Source organism: Acinetobacter soli, assembly GCF_018139125.1.
GTDB classification, from domain to species: domain Bacteria; phylum Pseudomonadota; class Gammaproteobacteria; order Pseudomonadales; family Moraxellaceae; genus Acinetobacter; species Acinetobacter soli.
Map to the genome: position 1 here is coordinate 523,856 of NZ_CP073241.1, position 25,504 is coordinate 549,359.

Annotated in this window: 26 protein-coding genes; 17 read left to right on the plus strand and 9 right to left on the minus strand. The window is 43.0% G+C overall.

Annotated features, from left to right (window positions below):
• The first annotated feature begins 3 nt into the window (after positions 1–3).
• The 4 genes from KCV09_RS02310 to KCV09_RS02325 all read left to right on the plus strand — a co-directional run bounded on the left by KCV09_RS02310 (position 4) and on the right by KCV09_RS02325 (position 6,375).
• Positions 4–753, plus strand: a complete 750-nt coding sequence (locus tag KCV09_RS02310; protein ID WP_151815715.1) for an alpha/beta hydrolase — start codon at positions 4–6, stop codon at positions 751–753.
• 348 nt (positions 754–1,101) lie between these two features.
• The gene (clpB, locus tag KCV09_RS02315; protein ID WP_104124739.1) at positions 1,102–3,681 is read left to right on the plus strand and encodes an ATP-dependent chaperone ClpB; all 2,580 of its coding nucleotides are present in this window, start codon (positions 1,102–1,104) and stop codon (positions 3,679–3,681) included.
• 241 nt (positions 3,682–3,922) lie between these two features.
• On the plus strand, positions 3,923–5,752 hold the full coding sequence (gene ilvD / locus KCV09_RS02320; RefSeq protein ID WP_151815949.1) for a dihydroxy-acid dehydratase: 1,830 nt from the start codon (positions 3,923–3,925) through the stop codon (positions 5,750–5,752).
• Positions 5,753–5,946: 194 nt separating this feature from the next.
• A complete protein-coding gene (locus tag KCV09_RS02325) occupies positions 5,947–6,375 on the plus strand; it encodes a hypothetical protein (protein WP_151815950.1) in 429 nt (142 codons plus the stop codon).
• A 26-nt stretch (positions 6,376–6,401) separates the two neighbouring features.
• On the opposite strand, the gene rlmKL is transcribed toward KCV09_RS02325, so the two are convergent.
• The gene (gene rlmKL / locus KCV09_RS02330) at positions 6,402–8,606 is read right to left on the minus strand and encodes a bifunctional 23S rRNA (guanine(2069)-N(7))-methyltransferase RlmK/23S rRNA (guanine(2445)-N(2))-methyltransferase RlmL (protein ID WP_004936607.1); all 2,205 of its coding nucleotides are present in this window, start codon (positions 8,604–8,606) and stop codon (positions 6,402–6,404) included.
• A 300-nt stretch (positions 8,607–8,906) separates the two neighbouring features.
• On the opposite strand from rlmKL, the gene KCV09_RS02335 reads away from it, so the two are divergent.
• The 3 genes from KCV09_RS02335 (at position 8,907) to KCV09_RS02345 (ending at position 12,055) form a co-directional block, all read left to right on the plus strand.
• The gene (locus KCV09_RS02335) at positions 8,907–9,923 is read left to right on the plus strand and encodes an aspartate carbamoyltransferase catalytic subunit (RefSeq protein ID WP_004936609.1); all 1,017 of its coding nucleotides are present in this window, start codon (positions 8,907–8,909) and stop codon (positions 9,921–9,923) included.
• Between the two features lie 10 nt (positions 9,924–9,933).
• Complete coding sequence (locus tag KCV09_RS02340) at positions 9,934–11,169, plus strand: dihydroorotase (protein WP_004936611.1); 1,236 nt, start codon at positions 9,934–9,936, stop codon at positions 11,167–11,169.
• A 103-nt stretch (positions 11,170–11,272) separates the two neighbouring features.
• Positions 11,273–12,055 (plus strand): Rossmann-like and DUF2520 domain-containing protein, encoded by a 783-nt coding sequence (locus KCV09_RS02345; RefSeq protein ID WP_212515471.1) that lies wholly within the window; start codon positions 11,273–11,275, stop codon positions 12,053–12,055.
• Between the two features lie 104 nt (positions 12,056–12,159).
• Here KCV09_RS02345 and trmB read toward each other — a convergent pair whose 3' ends face one another.
• Positions 12,160–12,876, minus strand: a complete 717-nt coding sequence (gene trmB / locus KCV09_RS02350; RefSeq protein ID WP_212515472.1) for a tRNA (guanosine(46)-N7)-methyltransferase TrmB — start codon at positions 12,874–12,876, stop codon at positions 12,160–12,162.
• A gap of 460 nt (positions 12,877–13,336) precedes the next feature.
• Here trmB and KCV09_RS02355 point away from each other — a divergent pair, with 460 nt between their 5' ends.
• Positions 13,337–13,948 carry a glutathione binding-like protein gene (locus KCV09_RS02355; protein ID WP_004936615.1) on the plus strand — a complete coding sequence of 204 codons (612 nt, stop codon included), beginning with the start codon at positions 13,337–13,339 and terminating at the stop codon, positions 13,946–13,948.
• Positions 13,949–13,989: 41 nt separating this feature from the next.
• On the opposite strand, the gene KCV09_RS02360 is transcribed toward KCV09_RS02355, so the two are convergent.
• The 6 genes from KCV09_RS02360 to KCV09_RS02385 all read right to left on the minus strand — a co-directional run bounded on the left by KCV09_RS02360 (position 13,990) and on the right by KCV09_RS02385 (position 17,495).
• Positions 13,990–14,679, minus strand: coding sequence for a hypothetical protein (locus KCV09_RS02360; protein WP_151820153.1), 690 nt, complete (start codon positions 14,677–14,679; stop codon positions 13,990–13,992).
• 80 nt (positions 14,680–14,759) lie between these two features.
• Entirely contained in the window at positions 14,760–15,545 is a 786-nt protein-coding gene (locus KCV09_RS02365; protein WP_004936619.1) for a thiazole synthase, read from the minus strand.
• A 14-nt stretch (positions 15,546–15,559) separates the two neighbouring features.
• On the minus strand, positions 15,560–15,757 hold the full coding sequence (gene thiS, locus KCV09_RS02370) for a sulfur carrier protein ThiS (RefSeq protein ID WP_212515473.1): 198 nt from the start codon (positions 15,755–15,757) through the stop codon (positions 15,560–15,562).
• Between the two features lie 12 nt (positions 15,758–15,769).
• Positions 15,770–16,135, minus strand: coding sequence for a DUF423 domain-containing protein (locus tag KCV09_RS02375; protein WP_004946532.1), 366 nt, complete (start codon positions 16,133–16,135; stop codon positions 15,770–15,772).
• 116 nt (positions 16,136–16,251) lie between these two features.
• Positions 16,252–17,121 (minus strand): RNA polymerase sigma factor RpoH, encoded by an 870-nt coding sequence (rpoH, locus tag KCV09_RS02380; protein WP_004936628.1) that lies wholly within the window; start codon positions 17,119–17,121, stop codon positions 16,252–16,254.
• A gap of 131 nt (positions 17,122–17,252) precedes the next feature.
• Entirely contained in the window at positions 17,253–17,495 is a 243-nt protein-coding gene (locus KCV09_RS02385; RefSeq protein WP_081402570.1) for a sulfurtransferase TusA family protein, read from the minus strand.
• 372 nt (positions 17,496–17,867) lie between these two features.
• On the opposite strand from KCV09_RS02385, the gene KCV09_RS02390 reads away from it, so the two are divergent.
• Positions 17,868–18,080 (plus strand): cold-shock protein, encoded by a 213-nt coding sequence (locus KCV09_RS02390; protein WP_004653893.1) that lies wholly within the window; start codon positions 17,868–17,870, stop codon positions 18,078–18,080.
• A 101-nt stretch (positions 18,081–18,181) separates the two neighbouring features.
• Positions 18,182–19,333: an ATP-dependent RNA helicase RhlB gene (gene rhlB / locus KCV09_RS02395; protein WP_004936633.1), complete on the plus strand. Its 1,152-nt coding sequence runs from the start codon at positions 18,182–18,184 to the stop codon at positions 19,331–19,333.
• A gap of 61 nt (positions 19,334–19,394) precedes the next feature.
• Here the strand turns inward: rhlB and KCV09_RS02400 are convergent, their stop codons facing one another.
• A complete protein-coding gene (locus KCV09_RS02400) occupies positions 19,395–19,772 on the minus strand; it encodes a hypothetical protein (protein ID WP_212515474.1) in 378 nt (125 codons plus the stop codon).
• Between the two features lie 207 nt (positions 19,773–19,979).
• Here KCV09_RS02400 and KCV09_RS02405 point away from each other — a divergent pair, with 207 nt between their 5' ends.
• The 7 genes from KCV09_RS02405 to KCV09_RS02435 all read left to right on the plus strand — a co-directional run bounded on the left by KCV09_RS02405 (position 19,980) and on the right by KCV09_RS02435 (position 25,501).
• A complete protein-coding gene (locus KCV09_RS02405; protein WP_025094832.1) occupies positions 19,980–20,558 on the plus strand; it encodes a nitroreductase family protein in 579 nt (192 codons plus the stop codon).
• 21 nt (positions 20,559–20,579) lie between these two features.
• Positions 20,580–21,653: an NAD(P)H-dependent glycerol-3-phosphate dehydrogenase gene (locus KCV09_RS02410; RefSeq protein ID WP_004936643.1), complete on the plus strand. Its 1,074-nt coding sequence runs from the start codon at positions 20,580–20,582 to the stop codon at positions 21,651–21,653.
• 55 nt (positions 21,654–21,708) lie between these two features.
• Positions 21,709–22,164, plus strand: coding sequence for a phosphohistidine phosphatase SixA (sixA, locus tag KCV09_RS02415; RefSeq protein ID WP_151815763.1), 456 nt, complete (start codon positions 21,709–21,711; stop codon positions 22,162–22,164).
• Positions 22,165–22,191: 27 nt separating this feature from the next.
• A complete protein-coding gene (gene gspL, locus KCV09_RS02420; protein ID WP_151815762.1) occupies positions 22,192–23,331 on the plus strand; it encodes a type II secretion system protein GspL in 1,140 nt (379 codons plus the stop codon).
• Positions 23,331–23,810, plus strand: coding sequence for a type II secretion system protein GspM (gene gspM / locus KCV09_RS02425; protein ID WP_151815761.1), 480 nt, complete (start codon positions 23,331–23,333; stop codon positions 23,808–23,810). The genes gspL and gspM overlap by 1 nt, the downstream gene beginning before the upstream one ends.
• A gap of 92 nt (positions 23,811–23,902) precedes the next feature.
• Positions 23,903–24,907, plus strand: a complete 1,005-nt coding sequence (locus KCV09_RS02430) for a quinone-dependent dihydroorotate dehydrogenase (RefSeq protein WP_119689571.1) — start codon at positions 23,903–23,905, stop codon at positions 24,905–24,907.
• Positions 24,908–24,910: 3 nt separating this feature from the next.
• Positions 24,911–25,501, plus strand: a complete 591-nt coding sequence (locus tag KCV09_RS02435) for a CvpA family protein (protein WP_212515475.1) — start codon at positions 24,911–24,913, stop codon at positions 25,499–25,501.
• Positions 25,502–25,504 lie beyond the last annotated feature (3 nt).

The window sequence follows — 25,504 nt, forward strand, 5'->3', positions numbered from 1 at the left end:
GCCATGAACAGACCTTACGACAATGCCACAACAGTGCCGAGTGAAGCCGCCATTTTGGCGGATTTTCAAAACCGAAGTAAGCGGGTGTACCAGCACTATGTGCATATGGCCGATATTTGCTATGCCAATTCGCCTCGGGCGATAATGGATGTATTTCCTGTAAAACAGGCGCAGAAAACCGTTATTTTTGTTCATGGTGGCTACTGGCAGTGGTGTGAAAAGTCTGATTTTGCTTTTATTGTGCCAGCGCTATATGAGCAAAATATACAGTGTGTATTGTTGGAATATGCATTAGCACCACTTGTGCCGGTCTATTTGATGATTGAACAAGTTCATGAAGCGCTAGACTTTATACAACATCAAGACTGGATCACTGAACACGTTGTAGTGGTGGGACACTCTGCTGGCGCTCACCTGACAGCCATGAACCTGACGCATCCACTCGTACAAAAAGCTGTTCTACTCAGTGGCTTGTACGATCTGCGGCCTTTATGCGATACGCATCTGAATCAGGCGCTTCAGTTGAGTCTAGATGATGCCGAGCGATTGAGTCCGGCATTACACACGCTCTCCCATAATACTCCTTGCGAATTATATTGCGGTGCAGATGAGCTACAGGAGCTTAAATGGCAAAGCGAGCAGTTTTATCATGCTCTAAAAGGATTGAATCAAACCCATGTCGAACTGCATCTCCTTAAGGATGTTAATCATTACAGTATCTTAGATGCCTATTTTAAGCATATCTCAACTTAGCTCTTTAATTTAAAACATAGATGTTAAAACATATGCCAAGCCACAGATCATCTGCCAATATCAAAAGCATAACATGATGATACAAGGCGCCTGAATCGGATGAAGTATAGTTAGCTTTAAGATTCGGGTATTTTTTAAAGTCTGATCATTGTATTTTGAAAGCGAAGTTAACAAAAACAGCATCGGTATTCACTTGAAATTTTTTAGAAAAGCACCCATATTAAAACCAACTTATATGAATTAAGTTTTGAATATAAGATAATGAAAAATATGAGAATTTATTTGAAATTTTAAAAAACGTTCCCATGTATTAGTCAAGTAGCAAATTGATGATGAGGAATAACAAGAATGCGTTTTGAGAAATTTACCAATCGCCTCCAGCAGGCACTTTCAGATGCGCAATCATTGGCAACCGGTCGAGATCATACCTCGATTGATGCACTGCACATTCTTTCGGTATTGATGGATGAGCCATCAAACCTGAGCCTGTTACAGCAGTCGGGTGCCAGATTACCTGAAATTAAACAAAAACTTGAACAGGCGCTTAAGGATGCGCCGACCATTAGTAATCCCACTGGTGATGTCAATCTGAATCCAGATGCGGTTAAGGTACTTAATCTGGCCGATCGACACGCACAAAAAGCGGGTGATGAATTTTTATCGACGGATTGGGTATTGCTGGCTTTAACTGAAACTGGCAGCACTAAAAGCTTATTGCAAAGTACGGGTGTGACCACAGAGGCACTGCGTAAAGTAATTGAATCTATTCGAGGTAATGACAAAGTCATGAGCAATAATCATGAAGATCAGCGTGACTCATTAAATAAATATACCATTGATCTGACCGAACGTGCTTTGGCGGGGAAACTTGATCCTGTGATTGGGCGAGACGATGAAATTCGTCGTACCATTCAGGTATTGTCGCGTCGTACCAAAAACAACCCCGTACTGATCGGTGAGCCGGGCGTAGGTAAAACTGCCATCGTTGAAGGTTTGGCGCAACGAATCGTTAATGGTGAAGTACCCGAGAGCTTGAAAAATAAGCGCGTATTGTCGCTCGATCTTGGATCATTGCTTGCAGGTGCCAAATACCGCGGTGAGTTTGAAGAGCGCTTAAAAGCGGTCTTGAATGATTTGGCCAAACAAGATGGCCAAGTGATTTTGTTTATTGATGAACTCCACACGCTGGTGGGCGCGGGTAAAACCGACGGTGCCATGGATGCAGGCAACATGCTCAAACCTGCCTTGGCACGCGGCGAGTTACGCTGTGTGGGTGCCACAACGCTAGATGAGTATCGTCAATACATTGAAAAAGATGCTGCGCTTGAGCGTCGTTTCCAAAAAGTACTGGTCGATGAACCGAGTGTGGAAGACACTATTGCCATTTTACGTGGGTTAAAAGAACGCTACGAAGTTCACCACGGGGTCAAAATTCTCGACTCGGCGATTATTGCGGCGGCAAAAATGTCACATCGCTATATCACCGACCGTCAACTGCCAGATAAAGCGATTGATCTGATTGATGAAGCTGCCTCACGAATCAAGATGGAACTGGACTCAAAACCAGAAGCACTTGATCGTTTGGAGCGCCGTATCATTCAGTTGAAAATGCAACTTGAAGCCGTGAAAAAGGACGAAGATCAGGGCAGTAAAACTGAAGTTCGTTACCTAGAAGAGCAGATTGCTAGTGTCGAGAAAGAATATAACGACATGGAAGAGATCTGGCGTGCAGAAAAAGCCCTAGTAGAAGGGACAAAAGATGCACAGGTGAAACTCGATCAGGCGCGGATTGCATTTGAAAAAGCGCAACGTGAAGGTGATTTGGCAGAAGCTGCGCGTTTACAGTATGGTGTCATTCCTGAACTGCAAAAGCAGCTCGAGCAAGATGAAGTGGTTGAAGAAAGTGAAGAGCCGAAACTACTGCGTAATAAAGTTACCGACAACGAAATTGCAGAAGTGGTGAGCGCCGCGACAGGCATTCCAGTGTCAAAAATGTTACAAGGTGAACGTGAGAAATTGCTGCAAATGGAAACATTTTTGCACAATCGCGTGGTGGGGCAGGATGAAGCTGTCATTGCAGTATCGAACGCTGTACGTCGTTCACGTGCTGGCTTGTCAGACCCTAATCGTCCGAGTGGCTCGTTCTTGTTCCTTGGGCCAACGGGTGTAGGTAAAACCGAGCTCACCAAAGCATTGGCAAACTTTTTGTTTGATAGTGACGACGCCATGATCCGTATCGACATGAGCGAATTCATGGAAAAACACTCGGTGAGCCGTTTGGTTGGTGCACCTCCGGGCTATGTCGGCTATGAAGAAGGCGGCGTATTAACCGAAGCTGTTCGCCGTAAACCATATAGTGTGGTGCTGTTTGACGAGGTCGAAAAAGCACATCCAGATGTGTTTAATATCTTGTTGCAAGTGCTCGATGACGGTCGTTTGACCGACTCTCAAGGGCGTGTGGTCGATTTTAAAAACACGGTGATCGTGATGACATCAAACCTTGGTTCACAAGACGTACGTGAGCTCGGTGATGGCGCAACTGATGAGGAGGTACGCGCAGTGGTGATGTCGGCGGTGAGTCAGCACTTCCGTCCAGAGTTTATTAACCGGATTGACGAGCTGGTGGTGTTTCATGCGCTACAAAAATCGCAAATTCGCGGTATTGCAGACATCCAGCTTGATCGTTTACGTGCCCGTTTGGCCGAGCGTGATATTGGACTGACTGTCGATGACGATGCCTTTGATATCCTGATCGATGCAGGCTTTGATCCAGTCTATGGAGCGCGTCCGCTTAAACGTGCTATACAGCAACAGGTTGAAAACTCACTGGCTCAGAAAATACTGGCCGGCGAATTCCAGGCGGGAGATAACATTGTGATTAAAGGCGATCAGGGTGATCTACATTTTGATAAGCTCAAACTTAGCTAATCACTTTTAAAGCTTAAAAAAAGAGAACATGTTCGCATGTTCTCTTTTTTATTATTCATCTTTTCTTGTTTACTTCATGAGCAAAAGTCATATAAAAAAGATCGCCTTAAGGCTCTTCAGTTAAAAACAAGTTGTAGTATGATGTCACATTATTTCGGCTGGTTATCTTTTGCGTAACAGTCTCATTCAGCCAGAGAGAATACAGTATTCTTCTCAAGCTCAACTTGTTGGAAACACCTAAATGCCTGATTATCGTTCTAAAACATCGACACATGGAAGAAATATGGCTGGTGCACGTGGATTATGGCGTGCAACAGGAATGAAGGATGAGGATTTTGGAAAACCGATTATTGCTGTCGTCAACTCATTCACTCAGTTTGTACCCGGTCATGTTCATTTAAAAGATTTGGGTCAGATGGTGGCAGAGCAGATTCAGGCGGCTGGTGGTGTAGCAAAAGAATTTAATACCATTGCCGTAGATGATGGTATTGCCATGGGACATGACGGCATGCTGTATTCGTTGCCATCACGTGATCTGATCGCAGACTCGGTTGAGTATATGGTCAATGCACACTGCGCTGATGCAATGGTTTGTATTTCGAACTGTGACAAAATCACACCGGGAATGCTCATGGCAGCAATGCGCCTGAACATTCCAGTCGTCTTTGTGTCTGGTGGACCGATGGAAGCGGGTAAAGTGAAATTCCGCGGCAATGAAAAAGCCATTGATCTGGTTGATGCCATGGTAGTCGCAGCCGATGAAAGCTATACCGATGAAGAAGTCGAAGCGTTTGAACGTTCTGCTTGCCCAACATGTGGTTCGTGCTCGGGAATGTTCACAGCAAATTCAATGAACTGCTTAACAGAAGCACTTGGTTTGTCTTTGCCTGGTAACGGGTCGATTGTGGCAACGCATGCCAACCGTAAAAAGTTATTCTTAAAAGCTGGCGAGCTTATTGTGAGCCTGGCAAAACGCTACTACGAACAAAATGATAGTCGTATTTTACCGCGTTCAATTGCAACTAAAGCGGCTTATGAAAATGCCATGACGCTCGATATCGCAATGGGTGGTTCGACCAATACAGTATTGCATTTGTTGGCGGCTGCAAGTGAAGCAGAAGTGGACTTTACTATGGACGATATCGATCGTTTGTCACGTAAAGTGCCAGTACTGTGTAAGGTTGCACCAGCAAAACAAGATGTACATATGGAAGATGTTCACCGTGCAGGTGGGATTATGTCGATTTTGGGCGAGCTTGATCGTGCCAAATTACTCGATACCACTGTCAGTACCGTACACGAAGAAACTTTACAGGATGCGTTGAATAAGTGGGACATCATCCGTACTGAAGATGCTGAAGTATATGAATTTTTCCGTTCTTCACCGGGCGGTGTTCCTACTCAAGTGGCCTTTTCACAAAACCGTTACTATTCTACACTCGATGGTGACCGTGAAAACGGTGTGATCCGTAATGTTGAACACGCTTTTTCTAAAGATGGCGGTTTGGCAGTATTGTATGGCAACATTGCATTAGATGGTTGTATTGTAAAAACTGCAGGCGTCGACGAATCGATCTTAAAATTTAACGGTACGGCACGTGTGTTTGAAAGTCAGGATGCGGCTGTCGAAGCGATCTTGGGTAATGAAATCAAAGCAGGCGATGTGGTGGTCATTCGTTACGAAGGTCCACGCGGTGGTCCGGGTATGCAGGAAATGCTGTATCCAACCAGCTACCTTAAATCGAAAGGATTAGGTAAAGACTGTGCACTTATAACAGATGGTCGTTTCTCTGGTGGTTCGTCAGGCTTGTCGATTGGGCATATTTCACCAGAAGCAGCAGAAGGCGGTGCGATTGGTTTGGTCGAAGATGGCGATTTGATCGAAATCGATATTCCAAACCGTAGCATGCATCTTAAAGTAGACGACGAAACGCTTGCGGCACGTCGTAAAGTGCAAGACGAAAAAGGCTGGAAGCCAGTGGAAGAGCGTAAGCGTAAAGTATCGAAAGCATTAAAAGTTTATGCAATGCATACCACCAGTGCTGCCAAAGGTGCCGTACGTATCTTGTAATTTTTCTTCATCGTAGCAAATTTTAAACGTGCGATGACATAAGAAATTTAAAACCCAAAGTATCGTGTGCTTTGGGTTTTTTAATGCCGATGATCAGCTTAAAGGCGTTGAATCTTGCGGATTAGACCAAAAGTTGTTAGCTTAAATAAAGAATAAAAATTATACCGAGACATCAGAACAAGGAATGCAATCAAATGAATATATTAATGAAACAGCTCGTGCTTTGCTCACTAGGCATGCTCTCGGGTATGGTCTATGCAGCAGCGCCGCTTAACGATGCAGTACTTGCAGAACAGGCCAGTCAATCTTCTTCAGTCACACCAGAGCTGGTCGATGCCGTGAAGCAAGATGTGCAACAGCCCGTAATAGTTCAACAGCAACAAAATCGAAAACGCGCAGAAGAATATAGTCGTGAGCGAAAAAAACAAAATATTCAATCTGTAGCATTGTCGCCACATGAAGAACAAAAGAAAACGGTCGATGCGACCCAGTCCGGAAAGCTGGTCTATAACCCGATTCCTATAGTAAGAAATACATCTGCCGATTCATCCATCAATCCACTTTTATTTCGTGGCGCAGATGTGGCAGGTGCGAGAGGAGATGTGAGCGTCACGGTGCGTTAAGTCACCTGACGCTCATGCAGTTTAGATTAACCCATGTGCGGATGTTGAATTTTCCATGCACGATGAATCTTTTGATTGCGTTTGAAATCTAGACCGATGGTATCGTTGGTGATTTCCTGAGCATAAAAGACAGCTTCGATCTCTTCGTCCAGTTCAAAGCCACGATAGTTGTTTGAAAAGTACAACGTACCTTCTGGGCTTAAACGGTTCATGGCACGTTTCAACAATGACACATGGTCACGTTGCACGTCGAACGTCCCATAAAACTTCTTAGAGTTTGAGAAGGTCGGCGGGTCGATAAAAATCAGGTCATATTGCTCATGACCTTCTTTGAGCCATTCAAAACAGTCACTGGCAAAGAACATATGCTGCTCGTCTGCATGGTCGACAGTGAGCCCATTCAGTACAAAGTTTTCTTTTGACCAGTTGATGTAGGTATTCGATAAATCGACACTGGTGGTACTGGCTGCGCCACCCAAGGCAGCATGCAAGCTGGCTGTCGAGGTATAGCTAAACAAGTTGAGGAAGTGCTTGCCACGGGCTTCATTCGCAATGCGTAAACGCATCTGGCGATGGTCGAGGAAAAGTCCGGTGTCGAGGTAATCTGTCAAGTTCACCAAAATTTTGGCTTTGCCTTCTTGTACGACAAAACGTTTAGACGCGGTACTTTGTTTGGTGTACTGGTTTTTTCCTTCCTGACGTGCGCGTGTTTTGATAAATACGGCATCACGAGGTAAACCAGTAACTGCACGAATCGCAGCCAAAGCTAAATTAAAGCGTTTCTTGGCTTTTTCTGGGTCGATAGTCTTGGGTGGTGCATATTCCTGAACATGCAGGCGATCACCATACAAATCGACTGCGACGTTAAAGTCTGGAAGATCGGCATCATATAAACGTAAGCAATACACTTGTTCCTTCACTGCCCATTTTTTCAAAGCCGCCATGTTTTTTTGCAAGCGATTCGCAAAATCTTGTGCACCCTCAACTTCAACAGGGTCTGCATGCCAATTGGTTAAAAACGGTTGGCTATTGCTTAATGGCTTGATCTGACCAAAACGAATGTAAATTGGCAATTTACCATTCATCAGACGTAGTGTTTCAGGCTCACTAAGCGCCAGTACATCGGCTTGCTCAACTTGAGCAGCAATCACTGCGGTGTGCTGATTTGGAAAATGTTGTTGTAGCAGGGCAGACAAACCGAGATATAAAGCACGATTCGATGCTTTATCACCTAGACGCTCGCCATATGGCGGGTTTGTCACAATAAACGCAGTTTTGTTTTCAGCATCGAATGCAGGCCAGTCGGCCAAGGTACGTTCTTCAATCTGAATCTGATCTAGAAGCTGTTCAAATCCGGCAGCGACAATATTCTGACGAGTGGCTTTTACGGCCTCCCAGTCGGCATCGTAGGCAAAGAATTTCGGTAATGGTTGCGCCAAACCTGCTTCATGTCGCTCAGTGGCTTCGGCCTTGAGTGACAACCATAAATCGCGGTCATGGCCATGCCAGCCGTTAAATCCAAAGCGGCGCACCAAGCCTGGGGCACGGTCGGTTAAAATCATCAGTGATTCGATGATAAACGTACCCGAACCACACATTGGGTCTAAAATCAGATCAGGATTCAGCGTTTTTAACTGCGCTTTTTGCAAAATTGCAGCAGCGAGGTTTTCTTTGATTGGCGCGTCGGTCATATAGCGACGATAGCCGCGTTTATGCAGGGAGTCGCCTGAAAGATCGAGGCAGTAGGTATGTTCAGTTTTACCTGCCAAAACAAACAAGGTAATTTCTGGTTGTTTGGTATCGATACTCGGGCGTCGTCCAACTGCTTCCATAAAAGAATCAACCACGCCGTCTTTTACACGTAAGGTAGCAAACTGTGAATTTACTTTAATTTCGCGTTCGACATGCAAACGGATTGCAAAGGTGCTTTGTGGTGCAAAGATAAGTGACCAGTCAAAACTTATCGCACCTTCATATAGTTCCTCTGCAACATCACGTGCATCGTGAGTATGTTCAAGCTCAAAGGTATGAATGGGCTTAAGAACGCGTGAGGCCAAACGCGACCACATACAGATACGATAGGCTTGTTCTAATGTGCCTTGGAGAATTAAACGGCCTGCAAAACGCTCAGTTTTCTCAATACCTAAACCTTGTAATTCTTGTTGAAGTAAGGTTTCCAGTCCATCCGCACAGGTTACCCAATATGTAGAAAGACGTTGTGATGAGTTCATTCAATTTCCCAAAAGCAGCAAAAGCAATCGGCTATTTTAGCGTATTTTATGCCTTAAAACTTGGTCTTTAAATTCGAAATCCTCTTTTTTATTCAAATGTTGATCATCTTGATTTTACATTTTTAAAATACATAATTTTAAAAAATAGAAAACAAATTTTATTATGATTTATTAGGTACTTATTTTTATTGTATTTCTTTTCATAATTGATCTAGAAAACAACAATTGCCAAAAACAGCATCTGCCTGTGATGAAAAAATATCTGTATAATGCCTTAACTTAACGTATAAGGAATCTCTCATGCATCTGGCAGCTTTGCATTCTCCGAGTCAGATTCAGCTCAACCAGCAGGGCAATTTGAAGCACTTCCTGACCATTGAAGGTCTGTCTAAAGAAACTCTTACAAAAATCCTCGACACCGCGCAATCCTTTTTCAATGATCAAAATCAACTGATTACCACACCTTTACTTGAAGGGCGCACGGTAATGAACCTGTTTTTTGAAAACTCAACCCGGACACGCACCACATTTGAAGCCGCAGCAAAGCGTTTGTCTGCCAATGTATTGAATATCGATATTGCACGTTCAAGCACCTCAAAAGGTGAGACGCTACGCGATACGCTTTGGAACCTTGAAGCCATGGCAGCGGATATTTTTGTGGTACGTCACTCGTCTTCGGGTGCTGCACATTTTATTGCCAAAGATGTATGTCCGAATATTGCGATTATCAATGCAGGTGATGGGCGTCATGCACATCCAACGCAGGCAATGCTCGATATGCTGACCATCCGCCGTGAAACCAAAAAACCGTTTGAAGATTTAAAAGTCGCAATTATTGGCGATATTAAACACTCGCGTGTTGCACGATCAGATATTGCGGCTTTACAAACTCTGGGATGTCGTGACATTCGCGTGATTGCGCCAAATACACTACTGCCTGTTGGATTTGATGAATATGGCGATCATGTGCGTTTATTCAATAAAATGGATGATGGCGTAAAAGATTGTGATGTGATTATTGCACTACGTATTCAAAATGAGCGAATCGATTCGCCAGCGCTGTCATCTCAGGCAGAATTTTACCGTATGTATGGTCTGAATCAAGAGCGCTTGGCGCTTGCCCAACCAGATTGTATTGTGATGCATCCAGGGCCAATGAACCGCGGTGTAGAAATTGATTCTGCGATTGCAGATGGGCCACAATCCGTGATTCTGAATCAGGTGACTAACGGAATTGCGGTGCGTATGGCCGTACTGGCGTTGGCCATGCAAGGTCAGGCACAAGCACAAGGTTTAATTGAAGCAATCGCAAACTAAGGGTCTATTCATGAGTAATGTAAAACTTGAAAATGTTCGTTTGTTAGATCCTGTCGCGCAAATTGATGTTACAACAACGGTATATCTTCAAAACGGCCAGCGTGTCGATTCGCTTGATCAGATCGATGAGCAGATTGATGCTCAGGGTAAATGGTTAATGCCGACCATGGTGGATTTATGTGCGCGCGTTCGAGAGCCAGGTCAGCAGCAACACGGCACGCTAAAATCCGAAGGTAAAGCGGCACGTGAAAACGGTATTCTGCATGTGATCACGCCGCCAGACTCTCAGCCGATCGTACAAGATAACGGTGCGTTAATTCATGGTCTAATTGAAAAAGCATGGACTGATGGCAAGTTTCATTTGCATATTATTGGCGCACAAACCCAAGGGTTATTGGGACGTCAGCCAGCCAATATGGCAGCACTTAAGAAAGGTGGATGTACCGCAGTTTCAAATGCCAATGCTGCATTTGAAAACGATGATGTGGTGATTCGGACTTTAGAATATGCAGCCGGTTTAGGTTTGACGGTGGTGTTCTATCCTGAAGAACCACAGATTGCCAAAGATGGTTGTGTGCATGAAGGGTTTATTGCATCTCGCCAAGGCCTGCCGATGATTCCTGTCATTGCAGAAACCATTGCAATTGCCAAATACTTAATCATGATTGAAGCGACCGGAGTGCGTGCGCATTTTGGATTATTATCTTCAGCACAGTCGATTGAGCTGATCCGTGCGGCTAAGGCAAAAGGCCTGCCTGTCACAGCAGATGTGGCGATGCATCAGTTACATTTAACCGAAGCGTTAATTGATGGGTTTAATACTTTAGCGCACGTAAGACCACCACTTCGTTCGGAAGCAGATAAAGTAGCGTTACGTGACGCAGTCAAATCAGGCGTGATTGACGCGATTTGTACACATCACGAACCACTGAGTAGCTCTGCTAAAATGATGCCATTCGCTGAAACCTTACCCGGTATTAGTGCATTTGATACCTATGTCGCTTTGGGTGTGCAACTCATTCAAGAGGGGCTGTTTGAACCTCTGGAATGGGTAGAGAAAGTGACTGTAGCACCGGCACGCGTAGCCAATATGCAAGAGCGCTGGTTAAATGAAAAAGGCTGGGTATTGGTTGATCCAGCGCTTGAGTGGAAGGTTGATAAAACCACAATTTTATCGCAGGGTAAAAATACGCCATTGCTCAATCAAAATCTAACTGGAAAAGTAGTTCAGACCTTTCTACCTTAGATATAGGTTTGATTGATATACAAGATCATAAGAAAGGGCGATTGATTCGTCCTTTTTTTATTGGCATGCTTAGCGCTATTTTGGCGAAATAGATGATTGAAAGATGCGTATTAGTTTTATTGGTTCGGGCAAAGTCGCCACCCATTTAGCTAGCGCGTGTGCATCGCAGCACCAGATCGTGCAAATTATGAGTCGTGATGTTGAACACGCAAAAACTTTAGCGTGCCGTGTTGGTGCAAAACCGATTCATCAATTTGAGCAGCTTGATGCATCCATCGATTTACTCATTATTTCGGTTAGCGATCACGCCATTTCAAGCGTAATTCAGGCTGTGCATCCATATTTGCCCAATACCTTCATTGTGCATACCTCTGGCAGTACTTCAATGCAACAGCTCACACAGCAGCATGCCAATGCTGGGGTATTTTATCCGTTGCAAACCTTTAGCTTTGAGCGCGAGGTAGACTGGTCTGAGACACCATTATTTATTGAAGCTTCAACTGATGAGGGATTAAAACATCTTGAAGTAATCGCAAATAGCCTAAGTAATAAAGTCTATCACTATAATTCTGAGCAACGTTTAAGTCTGCATCTAGCCGCTGTTTTTGCCTGTAACTTTACGAACTATTGTTATGATGCGGCGAAGCAAATTGTCGATCAACAACACGTCGATTTTTCATTGCTTTATCCATTGATACTTGAAACTGCGCGTAAAGCCACGTTGCACGATCCAGCATTGGTACAAACTGGACCTGCGGTGCGAAATGACCAAAATATTCTAAATATGCATCAAGATTTACTGAGTCAAGCCAAACGTCCAGATTTGGCAGAAACTTATCAATTGCTGAGTCAAGCGATTATAAATCGTCGCATTGATAAGATTTAACAGTTTTCGGTACGATGTTTGAAAAAGTTTGACATAAAAAAGGCATCTCATTTTTCAAATCAGATGCCTTTTCATGATTGATGCTGATTTAGCTCAAAATAGACTTAACCAATTTTCTTAAAAATAAAGTCATTAATCTTGTGGCCAGCTTCTAAACCGCGACGTTCAAACTTGGTTTGTGGGCGCCATTCTGGGCGTGGATAACTATTACCCCTACCTGCAAGGTTTTCTAAAGCAGGGCGGTTGTCAAGAACATCTAGCATCCACTCAGCGTAGGGTTCCCAGTCTGTTGCAGCATGGAAAGTACCGTTAAGCTCCAGTTTTTGTTCGACCAGTTCCATGCGCTCATGAGCAACAAAACGACGCTTAAAGTGGCGTTTTTTCTGCCACGGATCTGGGAAGTAAAGCTGGATACAGTTAATGCTGTTATCCGGCATTTCACGCAATACCTGAATGGCATCTGCATCAAGTACGCGTAAATTTTTAAGTTCGGCCATTCCTGCTTCATAAACGCATTGGGCGATCCCCGGTACATGTACTTCAATACCAACAAAGTTACGCTCAGGATTTGCTTTTGCCATTAAGACCAAAGAACGCCCCATTCCAAAACCAATTTCGACTGTCAATGGGCGTTCAGGATGTTCAAAATGCTGGCGTAAATCACCTACCGGATATTCCAAAATCAGCGCTTGATATTGCTCTAAAGCTGTACGCTGTGAAGTATTCAATGGCGCAGCGCGGCGCATAAACGTCACAATTTCTCGGTGTTCAGGCAAATTATCCAGTTCAGTAATCTGCGTTTCTAACTGATCGGTCGACATGATTTTGATGATACTAAAAATTCAGATGCCGTATTTTAAATGCTTAGGGGGGTAAGTCAAACGCTAATCACAGCTTCAACAAGACTAAGCAAGCATTAATACGAAAAGACTCGTCTCATTGGATGCCTTCATGTATTTGTCACGTGTATCTTGTAGATTGTTTTATAAACAAACTTTAGGCGGTTGATCATCAAATATAACCAATCATTTGTAGTGGCCAGATATGCTGCTCATGCCGATCTCTACGTCACAAATTATGCCGCTTGCCTAAGATGTATCGTGTTCACTCATATTTTGAGCAGATCAGGCACAATATCACTTGCGCGCCGAATTTTTTTTGATTAATAGTAGAGTATAAAGATTTTTCTTAGATCGACTTTTGTAAGGAAGTTTATAAAGCCCTTGCATGTGACTTCGAAGCGTTTTAGAACATAAAATAGTTAGATAACAAGGATCCCATATGAAGTTGTATTATTCACCAGGCGCATGTTCACTCGCAGCACATATTATTTTAAATGAAATTAATGTCGACTTTGATTTAGAAAAAGTTAACCTTAAAACGCATCAAACAGAAAAAGGTGCAAATTATTACGACATCAATCCAAAAGGATATGTACCAGCACTGGAAATTAATCCTGGATTGATCTTGACTGAAAATGTTGCAATTTTACCATTTTTAGCCCAGCACGATCCGAAGCAAGATTTAATTCCACCATCGGGAATGGGGCGTGCCAAAGTACTTGAATGGCTTGGTTATCTCAATTCTGAATTGCATGATGCCTATGCGGTATTTTTTGGTGGGCCACTTGAAGGTGAAGCAAAAAGCAAAGCCTATAAAGAAGTCGATCGTTTGCTTACGCACATTGATAAAACCATCAGTGAATCTGAAAATGATTACTTGGTCGATGATAACTTTGGCCCGGCAGATGCCTATTTATTCGTGATTACCAACTGGTCAAAAAGTATTGGACATGATTTGAGTCCTTATCAACATATCAATGCGATCCGTGATAAGGTTGCAGAACGACAGTCTGTACAAATTGCGATGCGCGATGAAGGCTTGATTGCATAAACTTACGCAGAAAAAATGCCTCAAGTAATTGAGGTGTTTTTTTATTCAAATTCTGGTGGTTCTTTAAAATTAATAGATTCCAATTTTAAATCATATTGTTTTTTTAGATTTTTCCATTCGACTTTAGCGGGTTGAGTATTCTCCTCAAACTCATTTTTATCTGTGGTTTTTTTCATTTTTCCAGTAGAAAAATTAATGCTTAATGAACTTTTCTCACCAGAAGCCCGATGAAAACTCATTTGATCAAAACCAATTAATTTGAAACCTTGATTCTGGTAGCGGAAGCTAAATGTATTGTTGGTCACATACCACGAGCCGCAACTGAGCCAATAATGTAAATTGATTTTTAAAATACCTTTTGCAATCGTTACAGCACCATCATCGAGTGGATCTGCAAGACAAGGCGAGTCTGCATCATTTTCACTAGGAAGTTTTTTATTTTTACTGATTAACTGATAACCCTGAGCTATTTTGAATAACACCAACAAAGCTCTTGGATTGGTGTTGAGATTAGGGCTTCCAAATCCATTATTATGAATTATATTTTTGCGATTATTTTCCTCAATTACTAAGACGATATCTTCCATGCCATCATGATTTAAATCACCACGAGCTATTTCGATGATTTTCCAGTCTTTAGGTATAAACTGTTGATAGTTTTTCTGATCGGAACTCGCAAAAGTAACTGTTGTAAAACTTACACTTAAAAGACCCATTATTATTTTTCGCATTTGTGCTTGCTCTCATTCTTCTTACGAAAAAGGATTCCGAAGAATCCTTTGAAAATTTTCAATATAATTAATAGTACGTACTATTTAAAGAAATAACCAGTTTCTGGGGAACTGGCATTAGCCATACGTTTACGTGGCATACGACCTGCCAAATAAGCTTCACGGCCTGCTTCAATTGCTTTTTTCATGGCAGATGCCATGAGAACAGGTTGCTGTGCAGCGGCAATTGCCGTATTCATCAAAACACCATCACAGCCGAGTTCCATGGCAATGGCAGCATCACTTGCTGTACCAACACCCGCATCGACCAGTACAGGAACTTTGGCATTTTCTTTGATAATCGAAATAGTATGTGGATTTAAAATCCCCAGTCCTGATCCGATTAGGCTGCCCAAAGGCATAATGGCAACACAGCCCATGCTTTCAAGTTCTTGCGCGACGATTGGATCATCAGAGGTATATACCATGATCTCAAAGCCATCATCAATCAGCGTACGTGCAGCTTTGATGGTTTGTGTGACATTCGGATAAAGTGTTTGCTGATCGCCAAGGACCTCAAGCTTCACCAAATTGTGGCCATCGAGCAGTTCGCGTGCCAACATGCAGGTGCGAATTGCACTATCTGCATCAAAGCATCCGGCTGTATTGGGTAAAATCGTGTACTTTTCGGGTGGAATGACCGAGAGCAGGTTAGGTTGGTCTGCGTGTTGTCCGATATTAACGCGACGAATTGCAACGGTGACAATTTCGGCACCACTGGCCTGGATGGCCAAATCGGTTTCATGTAGGTCTTTGTATTTACCTGTACCGACTAAAAGACGAGATTGAAACTGGCGTGAACCAATAATCAAAGGGGTGTCTTGCATGAAAAGCTCCGTTTTTAACCGCCACCAACAGCGTGAATAATTTCAATTCGATCTTGATCTGATAAGTGGTATTGCGCCAATTTGCTTTTAGGAACGATTTGTTCGTTCAGTTCTACCGCAAACCGTTTACCTTCAAGCGCAAGCTCTTGTATGAGCTCATACAGGTTTTGGCACGCGGTATCTTTTGGCGCGCCGTTGAGATAAATCTGCATTAATATTCCTGATTACTTTGCATATTTCGTCGCATTCCAAGCCAGTACAAACCAGCCTGCAATCATGAGTGCGCCACCAATTGGCGTAATCGCGCCCAAAATACGGGGCATGCCAAGCGCCATGATATATAAGGAGCCACAGAAAAATAAAATTCCGGTCTGAATCAAAAGAAACGGAAGCTTAATAGGGAGCTGTGAATAGGTTTTGGAAAGTACGCCCAGTAGCAAAAGCCCCAGCGCATGATAAAAGAAATAGTCGGTTGCGGTCTGCCACCAACCAAGCTGATCTACAGATGCATGTGCTTTTAAACCGTGCGCACCAAAGGCGCCTAATATCACGGCTAGAGCCAGATTAACCGCTGAAACTGCGATCCACATAAGCGCACTATTCTTAAGAAAAAGACGCTAGAACCTTAGCATAAAAAGCGAAAGCTCAAAATAGTCAAACAAAACAAAAGGGCACTTGGCCCTTAAGTTTTTCATCATCGGTCAGACTAGGTTGCAGACATTGCCACCTTGATTTTTTCCATGGCATTTTTTTCTAGCTGACGAATACGCTCTGCAGATACATTGTACTCGGCCGCAAGTTCATGCAAGGTCGATTTATCGTCGTCTAACCAGCGTCGTTGCAAGATATTTCTCGAACGATCATCGAGCTGGTTCATTGCTTCGTGTAACGCGCTTGAACTTTGCTCTTCGTAGTCTTCGTCTTCAACCAGTCGTGCAGGGTCGTAACGACTATCTTCTAAATACAGTGCAGGTGCAACGTGGGTGGATGAATCATCGTCATCGTCGCCTTGCGCTTCAAAAGCCGCATCGTAGGCAGTTAAACGACCTTCCATTTCCAATACTTGCTCTGGTGTCACATTCAAATCATTAGCGATTGATTGTGCTTCTTCGAGAGTCAGTTTTTTGCTGGATTTTTTTAAGCTACGCAGATTGAAAAACAGTTTTCGCTGGGCTTTCGTGGTGGCGATCTTAACAATACGCCAGTTGCGAATCACGTATTCATGAATTTCTGCTTTAATCCAATGCACAGCAAAGGAAACAAGACGCACGCCCATATTTGGATCAAAGCGTTTTACCGCTTTCATCAAACCTAGATTTCCTTCCTGGATAAGGTCGCCTTGAGGTAGGCCATAGCCTGCATAACTACGCGCGATGTGCACCACGAAACGAAGATGAGACATCACCAGCAATTTAGCGGCATCAAGATCTTGATCGTAGTAGTAACGTTCAGCCAGCTCTTTTTCCTGCTCGGCAGTCAGAATTGGGATTTGGTTTACGGTGCTGATATAGGCACCTAAATTTACACCGGGCGCAGATAATGACAGGGGCATCAACTGATTGCTGCTGTCACTCATGAGTACTCCTTATAGGATGGTATAACCAATAAAAACATCTTAATGTGAAGCACCTTCATAATTAAGAAAGATTGGGTAGAGAAATGTAAAGTTTTATAGGCACTAAGCGCAATATGTTAAATAATAAATGATTAAGATTCAATCAAGTAATGAAATTCGTGGTCTGATATTTTAGTCAATTTACAAGCCAGTTGATTGATTTGGCAATATCGTGTTACATCAATTTCACTGTGCGGGTCAGATGACAAAAGTTTAAAGACTCGAGGGCCGGTTGTCTTTTTAAGTTGACGTTTAAGCATCAATAGCGGCATAGGGCAGGGTTGACCCATGGCATTAATCTCAATAACAGAAAGTGAAGAAACTGAATCTTGCATCAATAAAAACGATGGGTTGCACACTTGAAAAGCTACTCTAGCAGAAAATCAAGCACAGGTAAAAACCCCAATCAAACTGCTAAAAAAATTCCCGATCAAGTCGATAAAAAATTTAATTAAAAAATGAAGATAAATAGCAAAAATAAATCTATTAATTGTGATCAACCCATGTTAATCTCGAGTGGTTTTAGGATTTATGCGTTATCAAAAATAATTGTTATTAACCCTTTAACAAATGGATGTAACCGGGAAATTGTTGATAGTTTTACAGAATGATTACAAGCTTTGAAATAACAAAGAATTTTGAATCTTGTTTGCTATGCTGTTTGCAACACCGGAAGGTCCTTTAATTTAACTTCTGAGGATTGACTTATGACAGCTCGTGAACAAGGTGTAGTAAAGTGGTTTAACGATACCAAGGGCTTTGGCTTTATTCAACGCAATGGCGGTGATGACGTATTCGTTCATTTCCGTGCAATTATGGGTGATGGCCATCGTTCACTTCGTGATGGTCAACGCGTAGAATTCAGCGTTGTACAAGGTCAAAAAGGTTTTCAGGCTGAAAACGTTCAGCCTTTAGACTAATCAATCTAATTGATTGACTGACGCTCCAATTTTTTAAATTGGAGCGTTTTTGTTTTATACTACTGACTACATCAGAGTGATTAACGTTAGAGCACGAGTTTATGGTATCTGGTTTTGAAACCTTGAATTTACATCCGCAACTGAAAAAAGCGATTGATGCATTAGGGTTTACACAAATGACCCCAATTCAGCAAAAGGTTTTAAAATATACATTGGCAGGGCATGACGCAATTGGTCGAGCGCAAACGGGAACGGGTAAAACCGCTGCCTTTCTGATCAGTGTAATCAATGATTTGTTGAATAACCCCATTAAAGAACAGCGCTACCGTGGTGAGCCACGTGCACTGATTCTTGCACCAACGCGTGAACTGGCTTTGCAAATCGAAAGTGATGCAAAAGAGTTGACTCGCTTCACAGGGTTAAATTTACTCACTTTGGTGGGTGGTGTCGATTTCGACAAACAAAAGAAACCCCTCAACGAAAAAGTTCTGGATATTCTGGTGGCGACCCCCGGTCGTTTGATTGATTTTGTCGAGCAAAAAGAAGTTTGGTTAGATCAAATCGAATTTCTGGTGATTGATGAAGCCGATCGCTTACTGGACATGGGATTCATTCCATCTGTAAAACGTATTGTGCGTTTTTCGCCACGTAAAGAACAACGTCAAACCCTCATGTTCTCGGCAACATTTAGTTATGATGTTCTAAATTTGGCGCGTCAGTGGTTGCATGAGCCGGTTACAGTAGAAATTGAACCTGAGCAAAAAACCAATAACGATGTCGAGCAGCGTGTTTACGTGGTTGCAAAACAGGACAAATATCGTCTTTTGCAAGATATTTTGCGCGAAGAGCCGATTGATAAAGTCATGATTTTTGCCAATCGTCGTGATCAGGTGCGTCGCTTGTATGATCATCTTAAAAAGGATGGCTACAAAGTGGGAATGTTGTCGGGTGAAATTGCTCAAGATAAGCGTCTTAAAATGCTCGAACAGTTCAAGCAGGGTAAGAACAACATCATGATTGCAACCGATGTTGCTGGTCGCGGGATTCATGTGGATGGTGTATCACATGTGGTCAACTTTACTTTGCCAGAGCAGTCTGATGACTATGTGCACCGGATTGGTCGTACAGGTCGTGCAGGAACGCAAGGTGTAAGTATCAGTTTTCTTTCAGAAGACGATGCGTTTTATTTGCCAGAAATCGAAAAAGCGATTGGAAAGAAATTACCGCTGACTCGAATTGAAGGTTATTGCTAAGCTTAAGAGGCTGAGCCAAAAAAAGATCCCTAAAGTGGGATCTTTTTTGTTTTTGGAGTGCTTAATTGGACTTACAGTAAAATTTAAGCGTGGTCTGATAGTCATCATCTTTAGCGAGAGATGCATTTTTGCCTGCTAGTGTACCAATCACGCCAGCAGCGGCTTCCACTATTTTACCGGTTTGCTCGTCGACGACACCTTTTAACACGCCATTGTATTCGGTTTTTTCATCTACAATCACTGGTGTATTACGCGCACAGGTTTTATTTGCAGCAGCCACCGCATTATTTTTTGCAATTAAATTAGATTTGCCAATTCCGGTGACTTCGTATTGATTATTTGCCAGCATGATGGCATTTGTTGCAGATGGGGTGGTGGCGCAACCAGACAGCACCAAAATACCACCTGCCAGCAAAGTACTTAATATTTTGTAGTTCATTTTCTCATTACTCGATTTTTAAGACACTTCTGTATTTGAACATTTTTTTTGCAGCTTACGTTTTAGGTGTTGTATAGGTTTTGATGCGGTTATGCATCTTGGATGAAATGACAATAGAAATCTTGTGAAAAGCCCAAGTTGAACATAGAGCAATACATTACGAATGTGCTACTCTAACTTGAGTTTTATGATTTAGATTTAATATAAATGACAGAGTTAGACGCCAGCCAAATTCATCATGTAATTCATCAACGTCAATCGATTGGACAGCTAACTGAGCCTGCACCTTCAGCACAACAGTTAAATCAAGCTTTTCAAGCTGCATTGACCGCACCTGATCATCACCGATTAAAACCGACACGTTTTTTTGTGATTGATACAGAGCAGCGTGCTGCATTTGGCGAAGCGTTAGTACAGGCATTAGAAGATCTTGGTGAAACCGATCCAAATCAGTTAGATCGTGTGAAGCAGCATCCATTTCGTGCGCCATTGCTGGTGATTGCAGCAACGAACTATCAAGATCATCCTAAAGTCCCTTTATTTGAACAAACTTTAAGTACGGGTGCTGCCATTCAAAATTTTTTGTTGTCACTACAGGCACAAGGTTTCTCGACAATGTGGCGCACTGGTGCAGTGATTGAATCAACCTGGTTAAAACAGCATTTAGGTCTTGAAGCGCGTGACTTAATCTCTGGTATTATTTACGTCGGAACAGCTGCTAAATCTATTTCACCGCGCGCTGAGGTGAAAATTGAAGATTACGTGACCCAGTGGCCGACTCGCTAAAAATAAAAAACAGGATTAAGCATGACCGATTTGAAATTTACTGATCTCGTAGAGCCCGTTGCAGTGGATCAGAAAACCGCGCTGCGTGTAACCGTTTTGGGTGGGGGAAGTTTTGGTACGGCAATGGCCAATCTGGCCACCCGTAATGGCTGTGACACCATGATCTGGATTCGTGATCAGAGCATGGCAGATGAAATCAATCATACACACATTAACCAGCGATACTTACCAGACTTTAACTTAGAGGCAGGATTAAAAGCAGTTTCTGATCTTGAGCTTGCGGTGCGTGATCGCGATATTATTTTGGTGGCTATTCCAAGCCATTCTTTTCGCGAAGTCATCAAGCAGATTTCACCCTTTATTAGTGCGCAGGCTGTAATTTCACTCACTAAAGGCATTGAAGCCAATTCATTTAGCTTTATGAGCGAAATTATTCGAAATGAGTTACCCGAAGTTCCTTATGGTGTGTTATCTGGTCCAAATCTTGCCAAAGAAATTGTCGCCGGCATGCCGTCTGGTACTGTCATTGCCAGCGACTCCGAACTGGTTCGTTATGCGGTTCAGCATGCATTGCATAGTGCTCTGTTTCGTGTGTTTGGAAGTGACGATGTACACGGCGTAGAGCTTGGTGGGGCGCTCAAAAATATTTATGCAATCGCTATGGGTATGGCGGTCGCGCACAATATTGGTGAAAACACCAAAAGTATGATTATTACCCGTGCACTGGCTGAAATGAGTCGCTTTGCCGTGAAGCTGGGAGCTAATCCATTGACCTTTTTAGGGCTTTCTGGTGTGGGCGATCTGTTTGCGACCTGTAATAGCCCGCTGAGCCGTAATTATCAGATTGGTTATGCTTTAGGTTCAGGTAAAACCTTAGATGAAGCCGTTAAGGCTCTAGGACAAACCGCGGAGGGCATCAATACCATCGTGCAAGTGCGTACTCGTGCACAGGAGTTAGATGTTTATATGCCGATTACCAATGCATTATATGAAGTGATTTTTGAAGGTGCGCCACCTTTAAATATTGCTTTGGCCCTCATGAAAAACGGACACCGCAGTGATGTTGAGTTTGTATTACCGCATCATCAGGTTTGAAGAATAAATGTAACAAACAGCCGATATAATAACGCGATAATTTTAAGGAATTGTTATGCAACTTACTTTAGTTCGTCATGGAGAAGCATCTCCAGCGCTTGACGGAAATGATATGACACGACCACTTACGGCACTGGGGCACGCACAGGCCAAACAAACTGCCCAGTTTCTTAAAGAGCAGGTTAATCCTGAGATTTTTGTGGTGAGTCCTCTACTTCGTGCGCAAGAAACACTACAGCATATACAGCAGATTTTTCCAGATGTGCCAGTTTTGATATGTGATAAAATCAAGCCTGAAGATGATGCCAAAGATGCAATTGAATGGCTGTCCCAATTACCTTTTGAGTCGATTGTGGTGGTGTGTCATATGAATGTTGTGGGACATATTGCAGAGCAACTGACCCACGAGCATTTTAATCCTTTTGCGCTTGCAGAAGCACGTCTTTATCATCAAACTGTGATTGCCAATGGATTGTCATCGCAACAAAAAAGCTTTGTACCTACGATATAAAGAAAATTAAACGGTAGTAAAAAATTTATGCTGTATATATGGATGCCAGAAGCGGACGGGGCATGGCTGTGGTCAACAGGTAATGATTGGCAATCGGCAAGCAATCTTGAACAGCTTATACATGAGCTTCAGCCCTTTCAGGGGCAAGAAGCGGTCGTGTATTTTTCGAGCCGAAACATTCAGCTTATACAGCAGAAAATCTCAAAACAGCATGTAAAGCAATTGGGTCCAGATGGCATACGCTATTTGCTCGAAGAGTATGTGACTTTACCTATCGATCAAATGCAGATTGTGCATCATTTCAAGGCACCAGATTCGCTCACTGTCATGGGGGTTGCTTTATCATCATTGCAGCTTTGGCAGCAATCTTTAAGTTTGTTGCCTGTAAAGCTGATTGCACTTTTACCAGACTTTTTATTGTTACCTGTACCTCAGCCCGATCAAATCATACTTGCAAACATACACCAGCATACATTAGCCAGAACGCATGAATTTGCTGGCGCAAGTATTGAAGATGTGGGGTTATTTGTAAGCTTGACACCTTTGGTTGCACACTATAAGTATGCCAATCTGAGCGAAGCACAGTTTGATGCACTTCTTACCTCGACTCCTGAAGCTGAGCACGAAGTATTTGAATATCAGTTTCAGCCAGTTTTAAAAGCCAAACAGCATCCGCTGAATGTGTTGCCTAAACCTAAAAGTACCGTCACAGTCTCGTCATACTGGAAAGTATGTGCAGTAATATTGGCGGCGGTAATATTGGTGCAGTTTAGTTATGATTTGCTTCGTTGGGTACAACTTAAAAAAGTGGCGAACCAGACCGCAGAGCAGTCAATTGCCCAGTACAAAGAATGGTTTGGCGATAATGGCCGAATCACTGAGCAAAATATAAAAAGTTTATTTGAAAGTCAGCTTCGCCTGAATCAGGCTGGCGATACCAATGCATTAAACTTGTTAAGTCGGGTTGGCCCGATTCTGATGCAACGCCAGATTTCTGCTCAACAAGTGAATTATGAGGCCAATGTGTTGACGATGCAGCTTAAGGCAAATTCGTCAGATGATTTACAAAATCTGACCAAGCAGCTTAATCAGCAAGGTTTCAAGGCAGAGTTAGGGCAAGTACAGGCCAATGGTGCAGGCTCATTGGGAATGGTAAAAATACAATAATGAAAATCATGAATCAGTTGCAAAGTGCTTTTGAGCAAAAAATGGAAACCGTACAGCAGGCACTCGAACGAATGTCGGTGCGAGAACGCTATCTGGTGATCTTCACCAGCCTTTTTGTTGTAATTGTTGCGATTGGTTGGTCACTCTGGATGATGCATCACCTTGCAGATGGACAACAGCAACGTTTGAATGTGCTCAAAGACCAAATGGTCTGGATGCAGACCAATGCAGCATCACTTAAACCCTCGACCGATACGCAATTGAGTCTTACGGAAAAAGTGCAACGCGTTTCTCAGCAGCAGGGGGTGAGTGTTTCGGCACAGCAAGTAGGGGAAACGTTACAAATCGTTGCGCAACATCAAAGTTATGCAGTCTTGGCGAATTTTTTAATGCAGTTAACTCAAACGGGCTTAAGTATTGAAAAGATGGAATTAGTTTCTGTAAATAATCAGATTAAATTAACGGCGACAGTGCATTAACCCGCTAAAATAAAGCCCCTGCAAGCATGGCGTTTTGCGGCGCCTGTGCCTATAATAGACGCACCTCAAAAAGCTATAGACTTTGACTGCTTATGTTATATTCGCTTGCTCGCCCTTTGTTGTTTTCTATGGCACCCGAGCGTGCACATGACTTAACGCTATCGCTTTTAAAGTCTGCCCATAAAATGGGATTCATTCGTCAGAAAATTGACGCAAAACCAGTCACCTGCATGGGGATAGAATTCCCAAATCCAGTGGGCTTAGCTGCTGGGCTCGATAAAAATGGCGCATATATTGATGCGCTTGCGGCACTTGGGTTTGGATTTATCGAAATCGGGACGATCACGCCTCGCCCGCAAGCAGGTAATCCGCAGCCGCGCTTGTTTCGTATTCCTGAAGCCAAAGCCATTATCAATCGCATGGGTTTCAATAATGATGGTGTCGATCAGCTCGTCGAAAATGTGAAGGCTTCAAAATTCAAAGGCATTTTAGGGATTAATATCGGAAAAAATGCCGATACACCTGTTGAAAATGCAGTCGATGACTATTTGATTTGTTTAGAAAAAGTTTATAATTACGCGTCCTACATTACAGTCAATATTTCTTCTCCAAACACCAAAAATTTACGTAGTCTGCAAAGTGGCGATGCACTGACCGAACTGTTAGATACATTAAAACAACGTCAGCTTGAGCTTGCAGAGCAGTATCATCATTATGTGCCATTGGTACTTAAGGTCGCGCCAGATTTAAGCCGTGAAGATATCGACTTTATAGCCGCACAATTAATCACCTTTAAAATTGACGGTCTGATTGTCACGAATACCACATTATCACGTGATGGCGTTGAAAATCTTGCATTTGGAAATGAAGCGGGTGGTCTATCGGGTGCACCTGTTTTTGAAAAGAGTACTGCTTGTCTGCGTCAATTTGCAGAGGTGCTCAATGGACAGATTCCTTTGATTGGTGTGGGTGGAATTACGCAAGGCGAACATGCTGTAGCAAAAATAGAAGCAGGTGCCACCCTTGTACAAATCTATAGTGGCCTCATCTATACAGGACCTGAATTAGTTAAACAATGTGTGAGTGCCATAACTTAAACGATGAATACGCTTGATATCATCATTCTGATATTTCTGCTCATTGGAGGGCTTAACGGTTTGCGACAAGGATTTATTAAAGCCTTTGCGAACTTGATTGGCTGGATATTTGCGCTGATTGTCGCGGCAAAATATGCCAATCTCCTTGCACCGAGCATGATGATGTTAAGCCATGACCCCGTGGTTCAGAAAATCGCGGCGTTCGCTTTCATTGTGCTGGTTATTATTGTTTTGACCTGGTTGGTCACTGCACTACTGGATACATTACTCAAGAGCATGAAATTGGGACCGATCAACCGGATGGCAGGCGGTGCTTTTGGTACGTTAAAAGGCCTCATGATCGTTTTGATTACCATGCAAGGTGTAGGTCCGTGGGTCGAAACCTCTCCACATTGGAAACAGTCTAAAGTCATTCAAAACTTATTGCCGTATGCGCCTTTGGCAACAGAGCTGTCGAAAGATGTAGCCAATGAAGCGATACGTGAAGTGACATCGGAAGGTCGTTTATTTCATCGACCTTCAAATGAAGTGGCAGAACTAGATCGAGTCGACAAAGACCATTCTGACCATTCAACGAAAAATCCTTTTTATTAATCC

Coding starts and splice junctions, on each gene's coding strand:
- KCV09_RS02310 (WP_151815715.1), top strand. CDS start 4: ATGAACAGACCTTACGACAATGCCACAACAGTGCCGAGTGAAGCCGCC.
- clpB (WP_104124739.1), top strand. CDS start 1,102: ATGCGTTTTGAGAAATTTACCAATCGCCTCCAGCAGGCACTTTCAGAT.
- ilvD (WP_151815949.1), top strand. CDS start 3,923: ATGCCTGATTATCGTTCTAAAACATCGACACATGGAAGAAATATGGCT.
- KCV09_RS02325 (WP_151815950.1), top strand. CDS start 5,947: ATGAATATATTAATGAAACAGCTCGTGCTTTGCTCACTAGGCATGCTC.
- rlmKL (WP_004936607.1), bottom strand. CDS start 8,606: ATGAACTCATCACAACGTCTTTCTACATATTGGGTAACCTGTGCGGAT.
- KCV09_RS02335 (WP_004936609.1), top strand. CDS start 8,907: ATGCATCTGGCAGCTTTGCATTCTCCGAGTCAGATTCAGCTCAACCAG.
- KCV09_RS02340 (WP_004936611.1), top strand. CDS start 9,934: ATGAGTAATGTAAAACTTGAAAATGTTCGTTTGTTAGATCCTGTCGCG.
- KCV09_RS02345 (WP_212515471.1), top strand. CDS start 11,273: ATGCGTATTAGTTTTATTGGTTCGGGCAAAGTCGCCACCCATTTAGCT.
- trmB (WP_212515472.1), bottom strand. CDS start 12,876: ATGTCGACCGATCAGTTAGAAACGCAGATTACTGAACTGGATAATTTG.
- KCV09_RS02355 (WP_004936615.1), top strand. CDS start 13,337: ATGAAGTTGTATTATTCACCAGGCGCATGTTCACTCGCAGCACATATT.
- KCV09_RS02360 (WP_151820153.1), bottom strand. CDS start 14,679: ATGCGAAAAATAATAATGGGTCTTTTAAGTGTAAGTTTTACAACAGTT.
- KCV09_RS02365 (WP_004936619.1), bottom strand. CDS start 15,545: ATGCAAGACACCCCTTTGATTATTGGTTCACGCCAGTTTCAATCTCGT.
- thiS (WP_212515473.1), bottom strand. CDS start 15,757: ATGCAGATTTATCTCAACGGCGCGCCAAAAGATACCGCGTGCCAAAAC.
- KCV09_RS02375 (WP_004946532.1), bottom strand. CDS start 16,135: ATGTGGATCGCAGTTTCAGCGGTTAATCTGGCTCTAGCCGTGATATTA.
- rpoH (WP_004936628.1), bottom strand. CDS start 17,121: ATGAGTGACAGCAGCAATCAGTTGATGCCCCTGTCATTATCTGCGCCC.
- KCV09_RS02385 (WP_081402570.1), bottom strand. CDS start 17,495: ATGCAAGATTCAGTTTCTTCACTTTCTGTTATTGAGATTAATGCCATG.
- KCV09_RS02390 (WP_004653893.1), top strand. CDS start 17,868: ATGACAGCTCGTGAACAAGGTGTAGTAAAGTGGTTTAACGATACCAAG.
- rhlB (WP_004936633.1), top strand. CDS start 18,182: ATGGTATCTGGTTTTGAAACCTTGAATTTACATCCGCAACTGAAAAAA.
- KCV09_RS02400 (WP_212515474.1), bottom strand. CDS start 19,772: ATGAACTACAAAATATTAAGTACTTTGCTGGCAGGTGGTATTTTGGTG.
- KCV09_RS02405 (WP_025094832.1), top strand. CDS start 19,980: ATGACAGAGTTAGACGCCAGCCAAATTCATCATGTAATTCATCAACGT.
- KCV09_RS02410 (WP_004936643.1), top strand. CDS start 20,580: ATGACCGATTTGAAATTTACTGATCTCGTAGAGCCCGTTGCAGTGGAT.
- sixA (WP_151815763.1), top strand. CDS start 21,709: ATGCAACTTACTTTAGTTCGTCATGGAGAAGCATCTCCAGCGCTTGAC.
- gspL (WP_151815762.1), top strand. CDS start 22,192: ATGCTGTATATATGGATGCCAGAAGCGGACGGGGCATGGCTGTGGTCA.
- gspM (WP_151815761.1), top strand. CDS start 23,331: ATGAAAATCATGAATCAGTTGCAAAGTGCTTTTGAGCAAAAAATGGAA.
- KCV09_RS02430 (WP_119689571.1), top strand. CDS start 23,903: ATGTTATATTCGCTTGCTCGCCCTTTGTTGTTTTCTATGGCACCCGAG.
- KCV09_RS02435 (WP_212515475.1), top strand. CDS start 24,911: ATGAATACGCTTGATATCATCATTCTGATATTTCTGCTCATTGGAGGG.